The organism is Rahnella sp. AN3-3W3 (assembly GCF_003263545.1).
Lineage (GTDB): Bacteria > Pseudomonadota > Gammaproteobacteria > Enterobacterales > Enterobacteriaceae > Rahnella > Rahnella variigena.
Map to the genome: position 1 here is coordinate 1 of NZ_JYDG01000037.1, position 18277 is coordinate 18277.

Genomic DNA, 18277 nt, shown 5'->3' on the forward strand with positions numbered 1-18277 from the left:
GAAGGCGGCCGTACTGTAGGTGCTGGTGTTGTTGCTAAAGTTATCGCTTAATCGCTGATAGTTTTTTGTCACTATTCGTTGACGCAATACACACTAAAAGGGCATCATTCGATGCCCTTTTTTCTACGCTGTGGCGCTAGAACCTATCTCATCAGCGATTTTTACGTCATAATCACTGGTGAGATAGGCTCTGAGATATAGCGTAAAACACCGAATTGCGCTCAAGTAGAGCATCGATCGGTTTGGTTTGCCTCGCAATGCGAGGCAAAGTTGTTTGTTCTGAATCATTGTGACGGGTTGGTTTATGAGTGCGAATACCGAGGCTCAAGGGAGCGGGCGCGGCCTGGAAGCGGTAAAGTGGCTGGTTGTTGCCGTTTTGTTGGTTGTAGCTATTGTCGGTAACTATTATTACCGTGCATACAGCCTGCCGTTACGCGCGTTAGCCGTAGTTGTTATTATCGCAATTGCAGGCGCAGTGGCATTACTGACCACTAAAGGCAAAGCGACAGTCGCGTTTGCTCGTGAAGCGCGTACTGAAGTACGTAAAGTCATTTGGCCAACGCGCCAGGAAACATTGCATACCACACTGATCGTTGCTGCGGTGACTGCCGTTATGTCTCTGATTCTGTGGGGGCTGGATGGTATTTTAGTCCGCCTGGTATCTTTCATTACTGGCTTGAGGTTCTAAATGTCTGAAGCACCTAAAAAACGTTGGTACGTCGTTCAGGCGTTTTCTGGCTTTGAAGGCCGCGTAGCGCAATCGCTGCGTGAGCACATCAAATTACATGACATGGAAGAACTGTTTGGTGAAGTCATGGTTCCAACTGAAGAAGTGGTTGAGATCCGTGGTGGCCAGCGCCGTAAAAGTGAACGTAAATTCTTCCCGGGTTATGTGCTGGTACAGATGGTAATGAATGACGCCAGCTGGCACTTAGTTCGCAGCGTTCCTCGTGTGATGGGCTTCATTGGCGGAACGTCAGATCGTCCTGCACCAATCAGCGATAAAGAAGTTGATGCGATCATGAATCGCCTGCAACAAGTGGGTGATAAGCCACGTCCTAAAACATTGTTTGAACCAGGTGAACTGGTACGTGTTAACGACGGTCCGTTTGCGGACTTCAATGGTGTGGTTGAAGAAGTTGATTACGAAAAAAGCCGCCTGAAAGTGTCTGTATCCATCTTTGGCCGTGCAACACCGGTTGAACTGGACTTCGGTCAGGTTGAAAAAGGCTAACAGCAGCTTTCTAAATATTCGTTAGAACAGATGTTGTACAAGGCGCGAAATTGAACTATAATTTCGCGCCTTTTGTTTTTATGTGCAGCCTCTGCACGTGAAACGTAAAGAACCAAGTTCTGCAAATAACGGGGAGCCTCTTCAAACAGGCGATATCACCCAAACGAGGATATTTACCATGGCCAAGAAAGTACAAGCCTACGTTAAGCTGCAAGTTGCAGCCGGTATGGCAAACCCAAGTCCGCCAGTTGGTCCAGCTCTGGGTCAGCAAGGCGTGAACATCATGGAATTCTGTAAGGCGTTCAATGCTAAGACTGATAGCATGGAAAAAGGCCTGCCAATTCCTGTTGTTATTACTGTTTATTCTGACCGTTCTTTCACCTTTGTTACCAAAACCCCTCCTGCAGCAGTACTGCTGAAGAAAGCGGCTGGTATCAAGTCTGGTTCCGGCAAGCCGAACAAAGACAAAGTGGGTAAAGTAACGAGTGCTCAGGTTCGTGAAATCGCAGAAACCAAAGCTGCGGACATGACTGGTTCTGACGTTGAAGCGATGACTCGCTCCATCGAAGGTACTGCTCGTTCCATGGGCCTGGTAGTGGAGGATTAATAAATGGCTAAGCTGACCAAGCGCATGCGCGTGATCCGTGACAAAGTTGATGCTACTAAACAGTATGACATCACCGAAGCCGTTGCTCTGCTCAAAGAGCTGGCCACTGCTAAATTCGTAGAAAGCGTTGACGTTGCTGTTAACCTCGGCATCGACGCTCGTAAATCTGATCAAAACGTTCGCGGCGCAACCGTACTGCCACACGGCACCGGTCGTTCTGTTCGCGTTGCCGTCTTCACCCAAGGTGCAAACGCTGAAGCTGCTAAAGCTGCAGGCGCTGAGCTGGTAGGTATGGAAGATCTGGCTGACATGATCAAGAAAGGCGAAATGAACTTCGACGTTGTTATCGCATCTCCAGATGCAATGCGCGTTGTTGGCCAATTAGGTCAGGTTCTGGGCCCACGTGGTCTGATGCCTAACCCGAAAGTTGGTACTGTAACCCCTAACGTTGCTGAAGCGGTTAAGAATGCTAAAGCTGGTCAGGTTCGTTACCGTAACGACAAAAACGGCATCATCCATACCACTATCGGTAAGGTTGATTTCGAATCCGACAAGCTGAAAGAAAACCTGGAAGCTCTGTTGGTCGCTCTGAAAAAAGCGAAGCCTTCTCAGGCTAAAGGCGTTTTCATCAAGAAAGTAAGCCTGTCCACTACCATGGGCGCTGGTCTTGCTGTTGATCAAAGCGGCCTGAGCGCAACAGTTAACTAATTAACTGCTGACGTTTATCGCTTTACGCGGGCGGTAGATTTGTCTAGAATCTATGGCCCGTTGTTTCGTTAATGCGAAACCAAGATTTTTCGGTTGGAGTCTGGCCTATCCAGACCTCCGTCCAAGACCGCAGGTGTCTCGAAAGGGGCTTAATCCTTCCTGCGTAGACGGTGACAGAGCCTGAAGAAAATATTTCTTTGTCTTTTTTATAAAGAATTAAGATTTGTCTTTGCTGGATTCTCTGCTCACCGTGTTTGAACGCTTGATATCGATTCTCGATAACAAGTGATGTGAGTTCCGGGGATTTTCCCCGGCCAAATCCAGGAGCAAAAAGCTAATGGCATTAAATCTTCAAGACAAACAAGCGATTGTTGCTGAAGTCATCGAAGTAGCCAAAGGCGCGCTGTCTGCGGTTGTTGCGGATTCTCGTGGCGTAACTGTAGATAAAATGACTGAACTGCGTAAAGCAGGTCGTGAAGCTGGCGTTTACATGCGTGTTGTTCGCAACACCTTGATGCGTCGCGTCGTAGAAGGTACTCAGTTTGAGTGCCTGAAAGACACGTTTGTCGGTCCAACCTTGATTGCATTCTCTGCTGAACACCCAGGCGCTGCTGCCCGTCTGTTCAAAGATTTCGCTAAAGCGAATGCAAAATTTGAGGTTAAAGCTGCGGCCTTTGAAGGTGAGTTTATTCCTGCGGCTCAAATCGACCGCTTGGCAACTCTGCCTACTTACGAAGAAGCAATCGCACGCCTGATGGCAACCATGAAAGAAGCCTCTGCAGGCAAACTGGTTCGCACTCTGGCTGCTGTACGCGATCAGAAAGAAGCTGCTTAATCAGCCTTTTCTATCTCGTTCATTTGCTTACGTATACACTATTTCTGAATTCTAGGAACACTTGAAATGTCAATCACTAAAGAACAAATCATTGAAGGCGTTGCAGCTCTGTCTGTAATGGAAATCGTTGAACTGATCTCCGCTATGGAAGAAAAATTCGGCGTTTCAGCTGCTGCTGCTGTTGCAGGTCCTGCTGCTGCTGCTGAAGCTGTTGAAGAAAAAACTGAGTTCGACGTTGTTCTGGCTGCTGTTGGCGCGAACAAAGTTGCAGTTATCAAAGCTGTTCGTACCGCAACTGGCCTGGGTCTGAAAGAAGCTAAAGACCTGGTTGAGTCTGCTCCAGCAGCTCTGAAAGAAGGCATCAGCAAAGACGACGCTGAAGCTCTGAAAAAATCTCTGGAAGAAGCTGGTGCTTCTGTTGAAGTTAAGTAAGTTTAACTTCCCGGAGTGCAGTCTGTCCTAACAGACTGATGGCTGGTGACTTTTTAGTCACCAGCCTTTTTGCGCTATAGAGTGTCAGTGGTGTTTCACACTGTTTGAGCACTGAACTACTCTAATATCTCTTTCTATAGACGCCTTAATATATTGATGCCCCTTGCTGTAGCTCATCTACAGATAACGCACAACGAAATGATTTAAGAGTGGTAGAAAACAGATATTGCGGGAAGCGTTTCTGCTTTCCGATCGACATAAACGGTGTTGCATGAACTGTCCTTCTCAGGGCAGACAAGATTGGGTCACTGATCAGCGAGCTGAGGAACCCTATGGTTTACTCCTATACCGAGAAAAAACGCATTCGTAAGGATTTTGGTAAACGTCCACAAGTTTTGGACATTCCATATCTCCTTTCTATCCAGCTTGACTCGTTCCAGAAGTTTATCGAGCAAGATCCGGAAGGCCAGTACGGTCTGGAAGCTGCATTCCGTTCTGTATTCCCTATCAAGAGCTACAGCGGTAACTCTGAGCTGCAATACGTTAGCTACCGTCTTGGTGAGCCTGTATTCGACGTTAAAGAATGCCAGATCCGTGGTGTGACGTTCTCCGCGCCACTGCGCGTGAAACTGCGCCTGGTAATCTATGAACGTGAAGCACCAGAAGGTACGGTCAAAGACATCAAGGAACAAGAAGTCTATATGGGCGAAATTCCGCTCATGACCGAAAATGGTACCTTCGTGATTAACGGTACTGAGAGGGTTATCGTATCTCAGCTGCACCGTAGTCCGGGCGTATTCTTCGACAGCGATAAGGGTAAAACCCACTCATCGGGTAAAGTGCTTTATAACGCACGTATCATCCCTTACCGCGGTTCATGGTTAGATTTCGAGTTTGACCCGAAAGATAACCTGTTTGTGCGTATTGACCGTCGCCGTAAATTACCTGCGACCATCATTCTGCGTGCATTAAATTACACGACTGAACAGATCCTTGACCTGTTCTTTGACAAGGTGACTTACCAGATCCGCGACAACAAGTTGCAGATGGAACTGGTACCTGAGCGCCTGCGCGGTGAAACAGCTTCCTTTGATATCGAAGCTGACGGCAAAGTCTATGTAGAAAAAGGCCGCCGCATCACTGCCCGCCATATTCGTCAGCTTGAAAAAGACGAAATTCAGCGCATCGAAGTTCCTGTTGAGTACATCGCAGGGAAAGTGGTCTCTAAAGACTACATTGACACAAATACCGGTGAGCTGATCGTCCCGGCTAACATGGAATTGTCTCTGGATCTGCTGGCTAAACTGAGCCAGTCCGGTCACAAAACCATTGAAACGCTGTTCACCAACGACCTCGATCATGGTGCGTACATGTCCGAGACCATTCGCGTCGACCCAACCAGCGATCGCCTGAGCGCACTGGTTGAAATCTACCGAATGATGCGTCCTGGTGAGCCACCAACGCGTGAAGCGGCCGAAAGCCTGTTTGAGAACCTGTTCTTCTCTGAAGATCGCTACGACCTGTCTGCTGTTGGTCGTATGAAGTTCAACCGTTCTCTGCTGCGTGATGAAATCGAAGGTTCAGGTATCCTGAGCAAAGACGACATCATTCAGGTAATGAAAAAGCTGATCGGCATTCGTAACGGCCAGGGCGAAGTGGATGATATCGACCACTTGGGCAACCGTCGTATTCGTTCCGTCGGCGAAATGGCTGAAAACCAGTTCCGTGTAGGTCTGGTTCGTGTTGAGCGTGCTGTTAAAGAGCGTTTGTCTCTGGGCGACCTCGACACACTGATGCCTCAGGATATGATCAACGCTAAGCCGATTTCGGCTGCGGTGAAAGAATTCTTCGGCTCAAGCCAGCTGTCACAATTTATGGACCAGAACAACCCGTTGTCTGAGATCACGCACAAGCGTCGTATCTCTGCATTGGGCCCGGGCGGTTTGACCCGTGAACGTGCTGGCTTTGAAGTTCGAGACGTACACCCGACTCACTACGGTCGCGTATGTCCAATCGAAACGCCAGAAGGTCCAAACATCGGTCTGATCAACTCCTTGTCTGTGTATGCACAGACCAATGAGTACGGTTTCCTGGAAACCCCTTACCGTCGCGTGCGTGATGGTCTGGTGACTGATGAAATCAACTATCTGTCTGCAATTGAAGAAGGCAACTTCGTAATCGCTCAGGCGAACTCCAACCTGGACGAAGAAGGGCGCTTCATTGAAGACCTGGTCACTTGTCGTAGCAAAGGCGAATCAAGCCTGTTTAGCCGCGATCAGGTTGACTACATGGACGTTTCTACCCAACAGGTTGTATCCGTTGGTGCTTCACTGATTCCATTCCTGGAACACGATGACGCCAACCGTGCATTGATGGGTGCGAACATGCAACGTCAGGCAGTTCCGACCCTGCGCGCTGATAAGCCGCTGGTAGGTACTGGTATGGAACGTGCTGTAGCGGTTGACTCCGGTGTTACTGCCGTAGCTAAACGTGGCGGTATTGTTCAGTACGTGGATGCATCCCGTATCGTTATTCGTGTTAACGAAGAAGAGATGTACCCGGGCGAAGCAGGTATCGACATTTATAACCTGACCAAATACACCCGTTCTAACCAGAACACCTGCATCAATCAGATGCCGTGTGTGAATCTGGGCGAGCCAATCGAGCGCGGCGACGTGCTGGCAGATGGTCCGTCAACAGATCTGGGCGAACTGGCACTGGGTCAGAACATGCGTGTCGCGTTCATGCCTTGGAACGGTTACAACTTCGAAGACTCCATCTTAGTCTCCGAACGTGTTGTGCAGGAAGACCGCTTCACGACCATCCATATCCAGGAACTGGCATGTGTGTCCCGTGACACCAAGTTAGGGCCTGAAGAGATCACCGCTGACATCCCTAACGTGGGTGAAGCTGCGCTTTCTAAACTGGATGAGTCCGGTATCGTTTATATCGGTGCTGAAGTGACCGGTGGTGACATTCTGGTTGGTAAGGTGACACCTAAAGGTGAAACCCAGCTGACGCCAGAAGAGAAACTGCTGCGTGCGATCTTCGGTGAGAAAGCGTCTGACGTTAAAGACTCTTCTCTGCGTGTACCAAACGGCGTATCCGGTACGGTTATCGACGTGCAAGTCTTCACCCGCGATGGCGTGGAAAAAGACAAGCGTGCGTTGGAAATCGAAGAGATGCAGCTGAAGCAGGCTAAGAAAGACCTGACTGAAGAGCTGCAGATTCTGGAAGCGGGTCTGTTTGCGCGTATCCAGTCTGCGCTGGTTGCTGGCGGTGTTGAAGCTGACAAACTTGGCAAATTGCCTCGCGATCGTTGGTTAGAACTGTCACTGACTGACGAAGACAAACAGAATCAGTTGGAACAGCTTGCTGAACAGTACGACGAACTGAAATCCGAGTTTGAGAAAAAACTCGAAGCTAAGCGTCGTAAAATCACTCAGGGCGATGATCTGGCACCAGGTGTGCTGAAAATCGTTAAAGTGTATTTGGCCGTTAAACGTCAAATCCAGCCTGGTGACAAGATGGCAGGCCGCCACGGTAACAAAGGTGTTATCTCCAAGATCAACCCGATCGAAGATATGCCTTACGATGAAAACGGGACTCCTGTTGATATCGTACTGAACCCGCTGGGCGTTCCATCACGTATGAACATTGGTCAGATTTTGGAAACCCACCTGGGTATGGCCGCGAAAGGTATTGGTGAAAAAATCAATGCCATGCTGAAGAAACAAGAAGAAGTTTCTAAGCTGCGCGAGTTCATCCAGCGTGCCTATGATCTGGGCGACGACGTTTGTCAGAAAGTTGATCTGACCACCTTCACCGATGACGAAGTATTGCGTCTGGCTGAGAACCTGAAAAAAGGTATGCCGATCGCAACACCAGTCTTCGACGGTGCGAAAGAGTCAGAGATCAAGCAACTGCTTGAAATGGGCGGAATCCCAACCTCTGGCCAGATCACACTGTTTGACGGCCGTACCGGCGAGCAATTCGAGCGTCAGGTTACTGTCGGCTACATGTACATGCTGAAACTGAACCACCTTGTTGACGATAAGATGCACGCGCGTTCTACCGGTTCTTACAGCCTTGTTACTCAGCAGCCGCTGGGTGGTAAAGCTCAGTTCGGTGGTCAGCGCTTCGGTGAGATGGAAGTGTGGGCACTGGAAGCATACGGTGCCGCATATACCCTGCAGGAAATGCTGACTGTTAAGTCCGATGACGTGAACGGCCGTACTAAGATGTATAAAAACATCGTAGATGGCGATCATCGTATGGAACCAGGCATGCCGGAATCCTTCAACGTACTGTTGAAAGAAATCCGTTCTCTGGGTATCAACATCGAGCTGGAAGACGAGTAAGTACTCGAATTCGCACTGATCACAGGGGCACCTGCCTGTTAATCAATACAGACCAGGTGCCTAACAGGTCTAACCCGACGGGAGCCAATCCGTGAAAGACTTACTAAAGTTTCTGAAAGCGCAAACTAAGACCGAAGAGTTTGATGCGATCAAAATTGCTCTGGCATCGCCAGACATGATCCGTTCTTGGTCTTTTGGTGAAGTTAAGAAGCCAGAAACCATTAACTACCGTACGTTCAAACCAGAACGTGACGGCCTTTTCTGTGCCCGTATCTTCGGACCAGTAAAAGACTACGAATGCCTGTGCGGTAAGTACAAGCGTTTAAAACATCGCGGCGTGATCTGCGAGAAGTGCGGCGTTGAAGTGACCCAGACTAAAGTACGCCGTGAGCGTATGGGCCACATCGAACTGGCTTCCCCGACTGCACACATCTGGTTCCTGAAATCGCTGCCATCGCGCATCGGTTTGCTGCTGGATATGCCACTGCGTGATATCGAACGTGTTCTGTACTTCGAATCCTATGTGGTTATCGAAGGCGGCATGACTAACCTCGAAAAACGCCAGATCCTGACTGAAGAGCAGTATCTGGATGCGTTGGAAGAGTTTGGTGATGAGTTCGACGCGAAGATGGGTGCGGAAGCAATTCAGGCTCTGTTGAAAAACATGGACCTGGAAGCAGAGTGCGAGCAACTGCGTGAAGAGTTGAACGAAACCAACTCCGAAACCAAACGCAAGAAGCTGACCAAGCGTATCAAGCTGCTGGAAGCGTTCGTTCAGTCTGGTAACAAACCAGAGTGGATGATCCTGACCGTGCTGCCGGTACTGCCACCAGACTTGCGTCCATTGGTTCCGTTGGACGGCGGCCGTTTCGCAACGTCGGATCTGAACGATCTGTATCGTCGCGTTATCAACCGTAACAACCGTCTGAAACGACTGCTGGATCTGGCTGCGCCAGACATCATCGTACGTAACGAAAAACGTATGCTGCAAGAAGCGGTAGATGCTTTGCTGGATAACGGCCGTCGCGGTCGTGCTATCACCGGCTCTAACAAGCGTCCGCTGAAATCTCTGGCAGACATGATTAAAGGTAAACAGGGTCGTTTCCGTCAGAACTTGCTGGGTAAACGTGTCGACTACTCTGGTCGTTCCGTTATCACCGTAGGTCCATACCTGCGTCTGCACCAGTGTGGTCTGCCGAAGAAAATGGCACTGGAACTGTTCAAACCGTTCATTTACGGCAAGCTGGAACTGCGTGGCCTGGCCACCACCATCAAAGCCGCTAAAAAAATGGTTGAGCGCGAAGAAGCTGTCGTTTGGGATATCCTGGACGAAGTTATCCGCGAACACCCGGTACTGCTTAACCGTGCACCAACCCTGCACCGTTTGGGTATCCAGGCGTTTGAACCGGTTCTGATCGAAGGTAAAGCAATTCAGCTGCACCCGCTGGTTTGTGCGGCATATAACGCCGACTTCGATGGTGACCAGATGGCTGTTCACGTACCGTTGACGCTGGAAGCTCAGCTGGAAGCGCGTGCGTTGATGATGTCTACCAACAACATCCTGTCACCTGCGAACGGCGAGCCAATCATCGTTCCTTCTCAGGACGTTGTATTGGGTCTGTACTACATGACTCGTGACTGTGTTAACGCCAAAGGCGAAGGCATGGTTCTGACCGGTCCTAAAGAAGCTGAGCGTATTTACCGCGCCGGTTTGGCCTCTCTGCATGCGCGTGTCAAAGTGCGTATTACAGAAGAGATCAAAAATACCGAAGGCGAAGTTACGCACAAGACGTCGATTATCGACACGACTGTTGGTCGCGCCATCCTTTGGATGATCGTACCAAAAGGTCTGCCGTTCTCTATCGTCAACCAGCCTTTGGGCAAAAAAGCTATCTCCAAAATGCTGAACACTTGTTACCGCATTTTGGGCCTGAAGCCGACCGTTATTTTTGCTGACCAGATCATGTACACCGGTTTTGCTTACGCTGCCCGTTCAGGCGCGTCAGTAGGTATCGATGACATGGTAATCCCTGCGAAGAAAGCAGAGATCATCGAAGAAGCAGAAACCGAAGTTGCTGAAATCCAGGAACAGTTCCAGTCTGGTCTGGTAACTGCTGGCGAACGCTATAACAAAGTGATCGACATCTGGGCTGCGGCCAACGAACGTGTTGCTAAGGCAATGATGGAAAACTTGTCTGTCGAAGACGTCGTCAACCGTGACGGTGTTGTTGAACAGCAGGTTTCCTTCAACAGTATCTTTATGATGGCCGACTCCGGTGCGCGTGGTTCTGCTGCACAGATTCGTCAGCTGGCCGGTATGCGTGGCCTGATGGCGAAACCAGATGGTTCCATCATTGAAACGCCAATCACCGCGAACTTCCGTGAAGGTCTGAACGTACTCCAGTACTTCATCTCTACTCACGGTGCTCGTAAAGGCTTGGCGGATACCGCACTTAAAACGGCTAACTCCGGTTATCTGACTCGTCGTCTGGTTGACGTCGCGCAGGATCTGGTTGTGACCGAAGACGACTGTGGTACTCACGAAGGCATCATGATGACTCCGGTCATCGAAGGTGGCGACGTTAAAGAACCACTGCGCGAACGTGTTCTGGGTCGTGTGACTGCAGAAGATATCCTCAAGCCGGGTACGGCGGATATCCTGGTTCCACGTAACACCCTGCTTCACGAGAAGACGTGTGATCTGTTAGAAGAGAACTCAGTCGACAGCGTGAAAGTACGTTCAGTCGTAAGTTGCGAAACCGACTTTGGTGTGTGTGCAAACTGCTACGGTCGCGACCTGGCACGTGGTCACATCATCAACAAAGGTGAAGCGATCGGTGTTATTGCAGCACAGTCCATCGGTGAGCCGGGTACCCAGCTGACGATGCGTACGTTCCACATCGGTGGTGCGGCATCTCGTGCGGCAGCGGAATCCAGCATCCAGGTTAAGAACACTGGTACCATTAAACTGAGCAACCATAAGCACGTTAGCAACTCTAACGGCAAACTGGTCATCACTTCCCGTAACACTGAGCTGAAATTGATCGACGAATTCGGTCGTACCAAAGAAAGCTATAAAGTGCCTTACGGTTCCGTGATGGGCAAAGGTGATGGCGCATCAGTTAACGGCGGCGAAACCGTTGCTAACTGGGATCCGCACACAATGCCAGTTATCAGTGAAGTGAGTGGTTTCATTCGCTTTGCCGATATGGTGGATACTCAGACCATCACACGCCAGACCGACGACCTGACCGGTTTGTCTTCTCTGGTGGTTCTGGACTCTGCAGAGCGTACCGGTAGCGGTAAAGACCTGCGTCCGGCACTGAAAATCGTTGACGCTAAAGGCGACGACGTATTGATCCCAGGTACTGATATGCCTGCTCAATACTTCCTGCCAGGTAAAGCGATTGTTCAGCTTGAAGATGGTACTCAGATCCACTCTGGTGACACCCTGGCGCGTATTCCTCAGGAATCCGGCGGTACCAAGGACATCACCGGTGGTCTGCCACGCGTTGCTGACCTGTTCGAAGCACGTCGTCCGAAAGAGCCTGCAATCCTTGCTGAAATCAGTGGGATCATCTCCTTCGGTAAAGAAACCAAAGGCAAACGTCGTCTGGTAATTTCTCCGTTGGATGGCAGCGATGCTTACGAAGAAATGATCCCTAAATGGCGTCAGCTGAACGTGTTCGAAGGCGAAGTTGTGGAACGTGGTGACGTCGTATCCGACGGCCCAGAGTCTCCGCACGACATCTTGCGTTTACGTGGTGTTCACGCGGTTACCCGCTACATCACCAACGAAGTGCAGGAAGTTTACCGTCTGCAAGGCGTTAAGATTAACGATAAGCATATCGAAGTTATCGTTCGTCAGATGTTGCGTAAAGGCACCATCGTTAGCGCTGGTGGCACTGACTTCCTGGAAGGCGAGCAGGCAGAAATGTCTCGCGTTAAAATCGCTAACCGTAAGCTGGAAGCTGAAGGCAAAATCACGGCAACATTCAGCCGTGACCTGCTCGGTATCACCAAGGCATCCCTGGCGACCGAATCCTTCATCTCTGCTGCGTCGTTCCAGGAAACCACGCGCGTTCTTACCGAAGCGGCTGTTGCCGGTAAACGTGATGAACTGCGTGGCCTGAAAGAGAACGTTATCGTTGGCCGTCTGATCCCAGCCGGTACCGGTTACGCTTATCACCAGGATCGTGCACGCCGTAAAGCTCAGGGCGAAGTGCCAGTTGTACCGCAAGTCAGCGCGGATGAAGCAACGGCTAACCTGGCTGAACTGCTGAACGCAGGTTTCGGTAACAGCGACGATTAATCGTCTTCTGTCGAAACGCATAAAACCGCTCCTTCGGGAGCGGTTTTTTTTGCCTGAAATCTGGGAATTGATAATGCTGAGAAAGAGGAGCCGGAACAGGGAACTGGACGATAACCTGTTCCGGCTATTTGGAAGCAGCGCCGGGATGAATGGCGCCGGCCATCTGCGAATGTGCAGCGGCAAAAGCACAGTAATGCCCCCGGCCTGCTGGCGCGAGGGGCAAAATCATTTTATGGAATCTGCATTCCTGAGAGTTTACCGGTTTGCCATCCGCCGGCATTTTCCTGCGAGACACGCCCCAAAAAACTGTCCCAGTCTTTCCACACCGGCTGAAGCCCGGCTTGCGTTAATGCTTGCGCAACACGTTGTGGCGATCGGTTATCGTGCGGAGCAAATTGCTCAAGTTCCGGATGATCGTCAGCATAGCCGCCGGGCTGTGTTTTAGATCCGGCACTGACGGTGTTGATCGCCAGCGGAATGACGTGATCGCGGAAATAAGGTGATTCGCGTGTAGACAGTGAAAGCTCGACATCCGGTGCCAGCATTCTGAAAGCGCATATCAGCTGAACAAGCTGGTTTTCTTCCAGCAATGACGCCGGTTCTATTCCACCGGCGCAAGGACGCAATCTCGGAAACGCCACCGAATAACGGCTTTGCCAGTAAGTTTGTTGCAGATACAGCAAATGCTCGGCCACCATATAACTGTCAGTCCGCCAGTTTCCTGAAAGTCCGAACAGTGCACCCAGCCCGATTTTATCAATTCCCGCTCGCCCGAGCCGGTCTGGTGTTTCCAGTCGCCAGAAGAAATCCTGTTTCTGGCCTCGCAGATGATGTAATGCATACGTCGGCGCGTGATAGGTTTCCTGATAAACCAGCACGCCATCCAGTCCCAGCGTTTTCAGCTCAGCATATTCTTCCTGTTGCAGCGGCTGAACTTCAATCATCAGCGAATCAAAATGGTTTCTGATCGCCGGGAAGTGAAGGCGAAAATAGTCCATGCCAACTTTCCCTTTGTGTTCGCCGGTGACCAGCAACAGATGTTTGAAGCCCAGCGCATTCAGCGCTTCGCATTCCCGCCCGATTTCATCCTTATCCAGCGTTTTACGTTTGATTTTATTGCTCATCGAAAAGCCGCAATAAGTACATTCGTTGGCGCAAAGATTGGATAAATACAGCGGTGCGAAGAAATTCACCGTGTTGCCGAAGCGCTGGCGCGTGAGTTGTTGAGCCCGCTGCGCCATGGGTTCCAGATAAGGCAGCGCCGCCGGAGAAATTAACGCCATAAAATCCTCACGGTCGATTTTATTCCGGCTGAGCGCCCGTTCGACGTCACGTGTTGTTTTACTGTTAATGCGCAGCGAAAGGTCATCCCAGTTCAGCGCAGACCAGACATCCGTAAAGCTGCTCATGACGTCGCCTGTGAGGTATTGAGAAAACCGGTCAGTGGGCTGGATGCACTGGCGTGTCGCTGTCTGCCGCCTAAACCACTTTGTCGGGCAATGACTCCGGCCTGAACCGCGAGGCGGAATGCGGTAGCCATCTCTACCGGATCGCCCGCGACGGCAATCGCGGTATTGACCAGCACAGCATCGGCCCCCATTTCCAGCGCTTGCGCGGCCTGGCTCGGCGCGCCAATACCGGCATCCACCACCACAGGAATACGCGCCTGTTCGATGATGATTTGCAGAAACTCGCGGGTTTGCAGCCCCTGATTGGAACCGATTGGCGCACCCAGCGGCATGACCGCTGCGCAACCCGCTTCCTCCAGACGCTTACACAGCACCGGATCCGCGCTGCAATACGGCAGAACCACGAAGCCTTGTTTCACCAGAATCTCTGCGGCTTTCAACGTTTCAACGGCATCAGGCAGCAGATATTTTACATCCGGGTGAATTTCGAGTTTCACCCAGTTTGTTCCCAGCGCTTCTCTTGCCAGTTGCGCGGCAAACACCGCTTCTTCCGCCGTTTTAGCCCCTGAAGTATTCGGCAGCAAACGCACGCCGAGTTGCTGCAGGGGAGACAAAATGTCGTCTCCGCCGCGACGCTGATCGACACGTTTCATCGCCATGGTCACCAGCTGAGAGCCGGATGCTTCGAGCGCTCGTTGCATCAGCGCCGGACTGGCGAATTTTCCCGTACCTGTAAAAAGGTGCGATGTGAATGTGGTATCAGCAATTTTTAACATGTCAGCCTCCGGCTATCGCCTGAAAGAGCAAAATCTCATCACCATCTTCCAGCAAGTGAGCAGGCCAGTTATCACGGGGAATAATGACCTGATTAACTGCCAGCGCGCTGCCTGCAGGGTTTAATGCCAGTACATCGAGCAGGGTCAGCAATGTGAGCGGTTGGCTGAACTGATGTGATTCTTCATTGACCAGAATGTTCACGCGTGGCCTCCGCAGACGGCACAGGCTGACGACCGCGTAAGTTGCAGCGAACGCCAGTTTTGTGTTTTTCCGTCGAACAGCCGCAGTTTGCCGCTCAGAACCGAAGGCAGACCCGCCAGAATTTTCAGTGCTTCGAGTGCCTGTAATGTGCCGATAGTGCCGACGACCGGTCCGAGTACGCCGGATGTGCGGCAGTTACGTTGCACGGTTTCCTGATCCGGATACAAACAGGCATAACAGCCGTGAGTGTAGGGCGCTTCAATCACCAGAAGCTGCCCACTGAATCCGACGGCACTGCCGCTGATTAACGTTTTACCGGCATCCACGCAGGCTTTATTGACCGCGTGTCGGGTTTCCATGTTGTCGCTGCAATCCAAAACGATATCAGCATCTGATATGGCACGGGTTAACGCTTCTCCCGACAGGCGTTCCGTGATCGCCACGGCTTCGCAAAGCGGATTCAGGCGCAGCAGCTCACGCTTTGCCAGAGCGGCTTTGGGCTGATCGAGATCCGCTGTGCGATAGAGGATTTGCCGCTGAAGATTAGTGATGTGCAACTGATCGTCATCGGCCAGAATCAGTGCGCCGACGCCCGCAGCCGCCAGATACAGGGCTGCGGGAGAGCCGAGACCGCCAAGACCGACGATCAGCACTTTTGCCGCCTGTAACTTTTCCTGCGCCTGTGGGCCGAATTCTTCCAGCATCAGCTGGCGGCTGTAACGCATAAATGCCGCGTCATTAAGCATCTTCCGGCACCTTGCTGGCGCATAAAGCCAGCAGTTCGGCGGTGGCGGCACGCCAGTCCGCTGCCTGTGTAATGGCGCTGACCACGGCAATGCTGCCGACGCCGCAATCGAGAACCGACGGCGCGCGTTCAATGCTGATCCCGCCAATAGCTACCGTCGGGAATCTTCCGTCGAGTTGCTTAATATGTCGGGAGAGTTCTTCCAGACCCTGCGGGGCTGACGGCATGTCCTTGGTCTGCGTCGGGAAGATATGTCCGAGTGCGATATATGAAGGATTCACGGCGACAGCGCGCGCCATTTCAGTATCGTCATGGGTGGAGACGCCCAGTCGTAAACCGGCCTGACGGATTGCCTCAAGATCGGCAGTATCCAGATCTTCCTGACCCAGATGCACGCCATAAGCCTGATGTTTTACCGCCAGACGCCAGTAATCGTTGATGAATAACCTCGCCTGATATTTTTTCCCTAGTGCGATGGCCTCGATAATTGCTGGCTCAACTTCTTCATCGGGTAAATCTTTTACACGCAGTTGCAGCGTTTTAACCCCTGCTTCCAGCAGGCGGGCGATCCATTCCACAGTATCAACGACCGGATATAAACCGAGGTGAAAAGGAACGGCAGGAAAGGGCTGAGCGGACTGATTCATTTGTTAATCTCCGTGGCAGGGTGATAAAGCTCGCTGCCGCGTGAACGGAATTCGGCCGACATTTGCGCCATGCCGGATTCAACGAGTTCTATAGGCTGGGCTTTGGCTTCCAGCGCGGCGGCATAATCGCGAACTTCCTGAGTGATTTTCATTGAGCAGAATTTCGGGCCGCACATCGAGCAGAAGTGAGCAACTTTGCCGGATTCCTGCGGCAGCGTTTCATCGTGGTAAGCGCGCGCAGTGGCCGGATCCAGAGCCAGATTGAACTGGTCTTCCCAGCGGAATTCAAAACGCGCTTTGGACATGGCGTTATCGCGGATTTGCGCACCCGGATGACCTTTGGCTAAATCGGCGGCGTGTGCTGCGATTTTGTAGGTAATCAAACCCTGCTTAACGTCTTCTTTGTTCGGCAGGCCGAGATGCTCTTTTGGCGTGACATAGCACAGCATGGCGCAGCCAAACCATCCAATCATCGCCGCACCAATACCGGAGGTGAAGTGGTCGTAACCCGGCGCGATATCGGTGGTCAGCGGGCCGAGGGTATAGAACGGCGCTTCGTGACAGTGCTCGAGTTCTTCAGTCATGTTGCGGCGGATCATCTGCATCGGCACATGCCCGGGACCTTCGATCATCACCTGCACATCGTATTCCCAGGCAATTTTGGTCAGTTCGCCCAGCGTGCGTAATTCAGCGAATTGTGCTTCGTCATTGGCATCCTGAATTGAGCCCGGACGTAAGCCGTCGCCCAATGAAAGGGAGACATCGTAGGCGGCGCAGATTTCGCAAATTTCACGAAAATGCTCGAACAGGAAGCTTTCGCGATGATGTGACAGACACCATTTCGCCATAATCGAACCACCACGCGACACAATGCCGGTCAGACGTTTGGCCGTCATCGGCACGTAACGCAGCAAGACACCGGCATGAATGGTGAAGTAATCGACGCCTTGCTCGGCCTGTTCCAGCAGGGTATCGCGGAACATTTCCCAGTTCAGGTCTTCGGCCACGCCGTTCACTTTTTCCAGCGCCTGATAAATCGGCACCGTGCCGATTGGCACCGGGCTGTTGCGCAGGATCCATTCGCGGGTTTCATGAATATAACGGCCGGTGGAGAGATCCATCACGGTGTCCGCGCCCCAGCGAGTTGACCACACCAGCTTCTCGACTTCTTCTTCGATGGATGATGTCACCGCTGAGTTGCCGATATTAGCGTTCACTTTCACCAGGAAATTACGCCCGATGATCATCGGCTCTGATTCAGGATGGTTGATGTTGGCAGGAATAATCGCACGCCCGGCGGCGACTTCCTGACGCACAAACTCTGCGGTGATATTGGCAGGCAAATGCGCGCCAAAGCTTTCACCGGGGTGTTGCTGGCGCAAAATCTCACCACGGATCCGCTCGCGGCCCATGTTTTCGCGAATGGCGATGAACTCCATTTCCGGGGTAATCGTGCCTTTGCGTGCGTAATGCAGCTGCGTAACATTTTTGCCAGACATGGCTTTTCGCGGACGCGGCAGATGTTCGAAGCGCAGATGATCCAGCCCTTCGTCCGCCAGCCGTTGCTGGGTAAAGCCGGAGCTGACCTGTGGGAGTTCCTCCGTGTCCGCACGCTCTTTTATCCAGCGGGCACGTAATTTTTCCAGACCGGTGTGCACGTCGATAACTGCTGACGGATCCCCGTAAGGTCCGGCGGTGTCATAAACAGGGATGGCTTCGTTTTCTTCGAACTGCGGATTATCTTTGCCACCGCCGACCAGTGTCGGGCTGAGTTGGATTTCACGCATCGGCACGCGAATATCTTTGCGGTCACCTTCAAGATAAATACGGCGGGAGTTGGGGAAGGCTTCGCCCTGCAGACTGTCGATAAACGACTGAGCCTGCGCGCGTTGTTCACGGCGATTAGACGCTTTCTTTTCGGAAATAACGGGTTTCTGGGTACTCGACATAGCAAATTCCTCGCAAAAAAAACGTGATGGAAAATTGCTTGTCTGGAGGTTTACGGCAGG

At 51.6% G+C, this 18277-nt stretch carries 14 protein-coding genes; 8 read left to right on the forward strand and 6 right to left on the reverse strand.

Annotated elements, in window-relative coordinates; translation table 11 throughout:
• Positions 1-304: 304 nt before the first annotated feature.
• From secE to rpoC, 8 genes are all read left to right on the forward strand, one after another.
• Positions 305-688 carry a preprotein translocase subunit SecE gene (gene secE, locus UC15_RS11320; RefSeq protein ID WP_034794996.1) on the forward strand — a complete coding sequence of 128 codons (384 nt, stop codon included), beginning with the start codon at positions 305-307 and terminating at the stop codon, positions 686-688.
• Positions 689-1234, forward strand: coding sequence for a transcription termination/antitermination protein NusG (gene nusG, locus UC15_RS11325; RefSeq protein ID WP_009639145.1), 546 nt, complete (start codon positions 689-691; stop codon positions 1232-1234). It abuts the gene before it with no gap.
• 178 nt (positions 1235-1412) lie between these two features.
• On the forward strand, positions 1413-1841 hold the full coding sequence (gene rplK / locus UC15_RS11330; RefSeq protein WP_013577413.1) for a 50S ribosomal protein L11: 429 nt from the start codon (positions 1413-1415) through the stop codon (positions 1839-1841).
• Positions 1842-1844: 3 nt separating this feature from the next.
• The gene (gene rplA, locus UC15_RS11335) at positions 1845-2549 is read left to right on the forward strand and encodes a 50S ribosomal protein L1 (protein ID WP_112288544.1); all 705 of its coding nucleotides are present in this window, start codon (positions 1845-1847) and stop codon (positions 2547-2549) included.
• A 337-nt stretch (positions 2550-2886) separates the two neighbouring features.
• Positions 2887-3384 carry a 50S ribosomal protein L10 gene (gene rplJ / locus UC15_RS11340; RefSeq protein ID WP_112288545.1) on the forward strand — a complete coding sequence of 166 codons (498 nt, stop codon included), beginning with the start codon at positions 2887-2889 and terminating at the stop codon, positions 3382-3384.
• Positions 3385-3450: 66 nt separating this feature from the next.
• Positions 3451-3816 (forward strand): 50S ribosomal protein L7/L12, encoded by a 366-nt coding sequence (gene rplL / locus UC15_RS11345; protein WP_013577410.1) that lies wholly within the window; start codon positions 3451-3453, stop codon positions 3814-3816.
• Between the two features lie 332 nt (positions 3817-4148).
• Positions 4149-8177, forward strand: a complete 4029-nt coding sequence (rpoB, locus tag UC15_RS11350) for a DNA-directed RNA polymerase subunit beta (protein ID WP_095924285.1) — start codon at positions 4149-4151, stop codon at positions 8175-8177.
• Positions 8178-8268: 91 nt separating this feature from the next.
• Entirely contained in the window at positions 8269-12489 is a 4221-nt protein-coding gene (gene rpoC / locus UC15_RS11355; protein ID WP_095924286.1) for a DNA-directed RNA polymerase subunit beta', read from the forward strand.
• A 230-nt stretch (positions 12490-12719) separates the two neighbouring features.
• Here the strand turns inward: rpoC and thiH are convergent, their stop codons facing one another.
• The 6 genes from thiH to thiC are packed head-to-tail and all read right to left on the reverse strand — an operon-like array spanning position 12720 to position 18217.
• Positions 12720-13898: a 2-iminoacetate synthase ThiH gene (gene thiH / locus UC15_RS11360; protein ID WP_112288546.1), complete on the reverse strand. Its 1179-nt coding sequence runs from the start codon at positions 13896-13898 to the stop codon at positions 12720-12722.
• A complete protein-coding gene (locus tag UC15_RS11365; RefSeq protein WP_112288547.1) occupies positions 13895-14674 on the reverse strand; it encodes a thiazole synthase in 780 nt (259 codons plus the stop codon). Before UC15_RS11365 ends, thiH begins: the two co-directional genes overlap by 4 nt.
• A 1-nt stretch (position 14675) precedes the next feature.
• On the reverse strand, positions 14676-14876 hold the full coding sequence (gene thiS, locus UC15_RS11370; RefSeq protein ID WP_112288548.1) for a sulfur carrier protein ThiS: 201 nt from the start codon (positions 14874-14876) through the stop codon (positions 14676-14678).
• The gene (locus UC15_RS11375) at positions 14873-15622 is read right to left on the reverse strand and encodes a HesA/MoeB/ThiF family protein (RefSeq protein WP_112288549.1); all 750 of its coding nucleotides are present in this window, start codon (positions 15620-15622) and stop codon (positions 14873-14875) included. The genes thiS and UC15_RS11375 overlap by 4 nt, the downstream gene beginning before the upstream one ends.
• A complete protein-coding gene (thiE, locus tag UC15_RS11380; RefSeq protein WP_112288550.1) occupies positions 15615-16268 on the reverse strand; it encodes a thiamine phosphate synthase in 654 nt (217 codons plus the stop codon). Before thiE ends, UC15_RS11375 begins: the two co-directional genes overlap by 8 nt.
• On the reverse strand, positions 16265-18217 hold the full coding sequence (gene thiC, locus UC15_RS11385; protein WP_112288551.1) for a phosphomethylpyrimidine synthase ThiC: 1953 nt from the start codon (positions 18215-18217) through the stop codon (positions 16265-16267). Before thiC ends, thiE begins: the two co-directional genes overlap by 4 nt.
• Positions 18218-18277: the final 60 nt, after the last annotated feature.

Bases quoted from the DNA above. Each gene is read 5' to 3' on its own strand.
- rplL (WP_013577410.1), top strand. From the start codon at position 3,451: ATGTCAATCACTAAAGAACAAATCATTGAAGGCGTTGCAGCTCTGTCT.
- rplJ (WP_112288545.1), top strand. From the start codon at position 2,887: ATGGCATTAAATCTTCAAGACAAACAAGCGATTGTTGCTGAAGTCATC.
- rplA (WP_112288544.1), top strand. From the start codon at position 1,845: ATGGCTAAGCTGACCAAGCGCATGCGCGTGATCCGTGACAAAGTTGAT.
- secE (WP_034794996.1), top strand. From the start codon at position 305: ATGAGTGCGAATACCGAGGCTCAAGGGAGCGGGCGCGGCCTGGAAGCG.
- nusG (WP_009639145.1), top strand. From the start codon at position 689: ATGTCTGAAGCACCTAAAAAACGTTGGTACGTCGTTCAGGCGTTTTCT.
- thiH (WP_112288546.1), bottom strand. From the start codon at position 13,898: ATGAGCAGCTTTACGGATGTCTGGTCTGCGCTGAACTGGGATGACCTT.
- rpoB (WP_095924285.1), top strand. From the start codon at position 4,149: ATGGTTTACTCCTATACCGAGAAAAAACGCATTCGTAAGGATTTTGGT.
- UC15_RS11365 (WP_112288547.1), bottom strand. From the start codon at position 14,674: ATGTTAAAAATTGCTGATACCACATTCACATCGCACCTTTTTACAGGT.
- UC15_RS11375 (WP_112288549.1), bottom strand. From the start codon at position 15,622: ATGCTTAATGACGCGGCATTTATGCGTTACAGCCGCCAGCTGATGCTG.
- thiC (WP_112288551.1), bottom strand. From the start codon at position 18,217: ATGTCGAGTACCCAGAAACCCGTTATTTCCGAAAAGAAAGCGTCTAAT.
- rplK (WP_013577413.1), top strand. From the start codon at position 1,413: ATGGCCAAGAAAGTACAAGCCTACGTTAAGCTGCAAGTTGCAGCCGGT.
- thiE (WP_112288550.1), bottom strand. From the start codon at position 16,268: ATGAATCAGTCCGCTCAGCCCTTTCCTGCCGTTCCTTTTCACCTCGGT.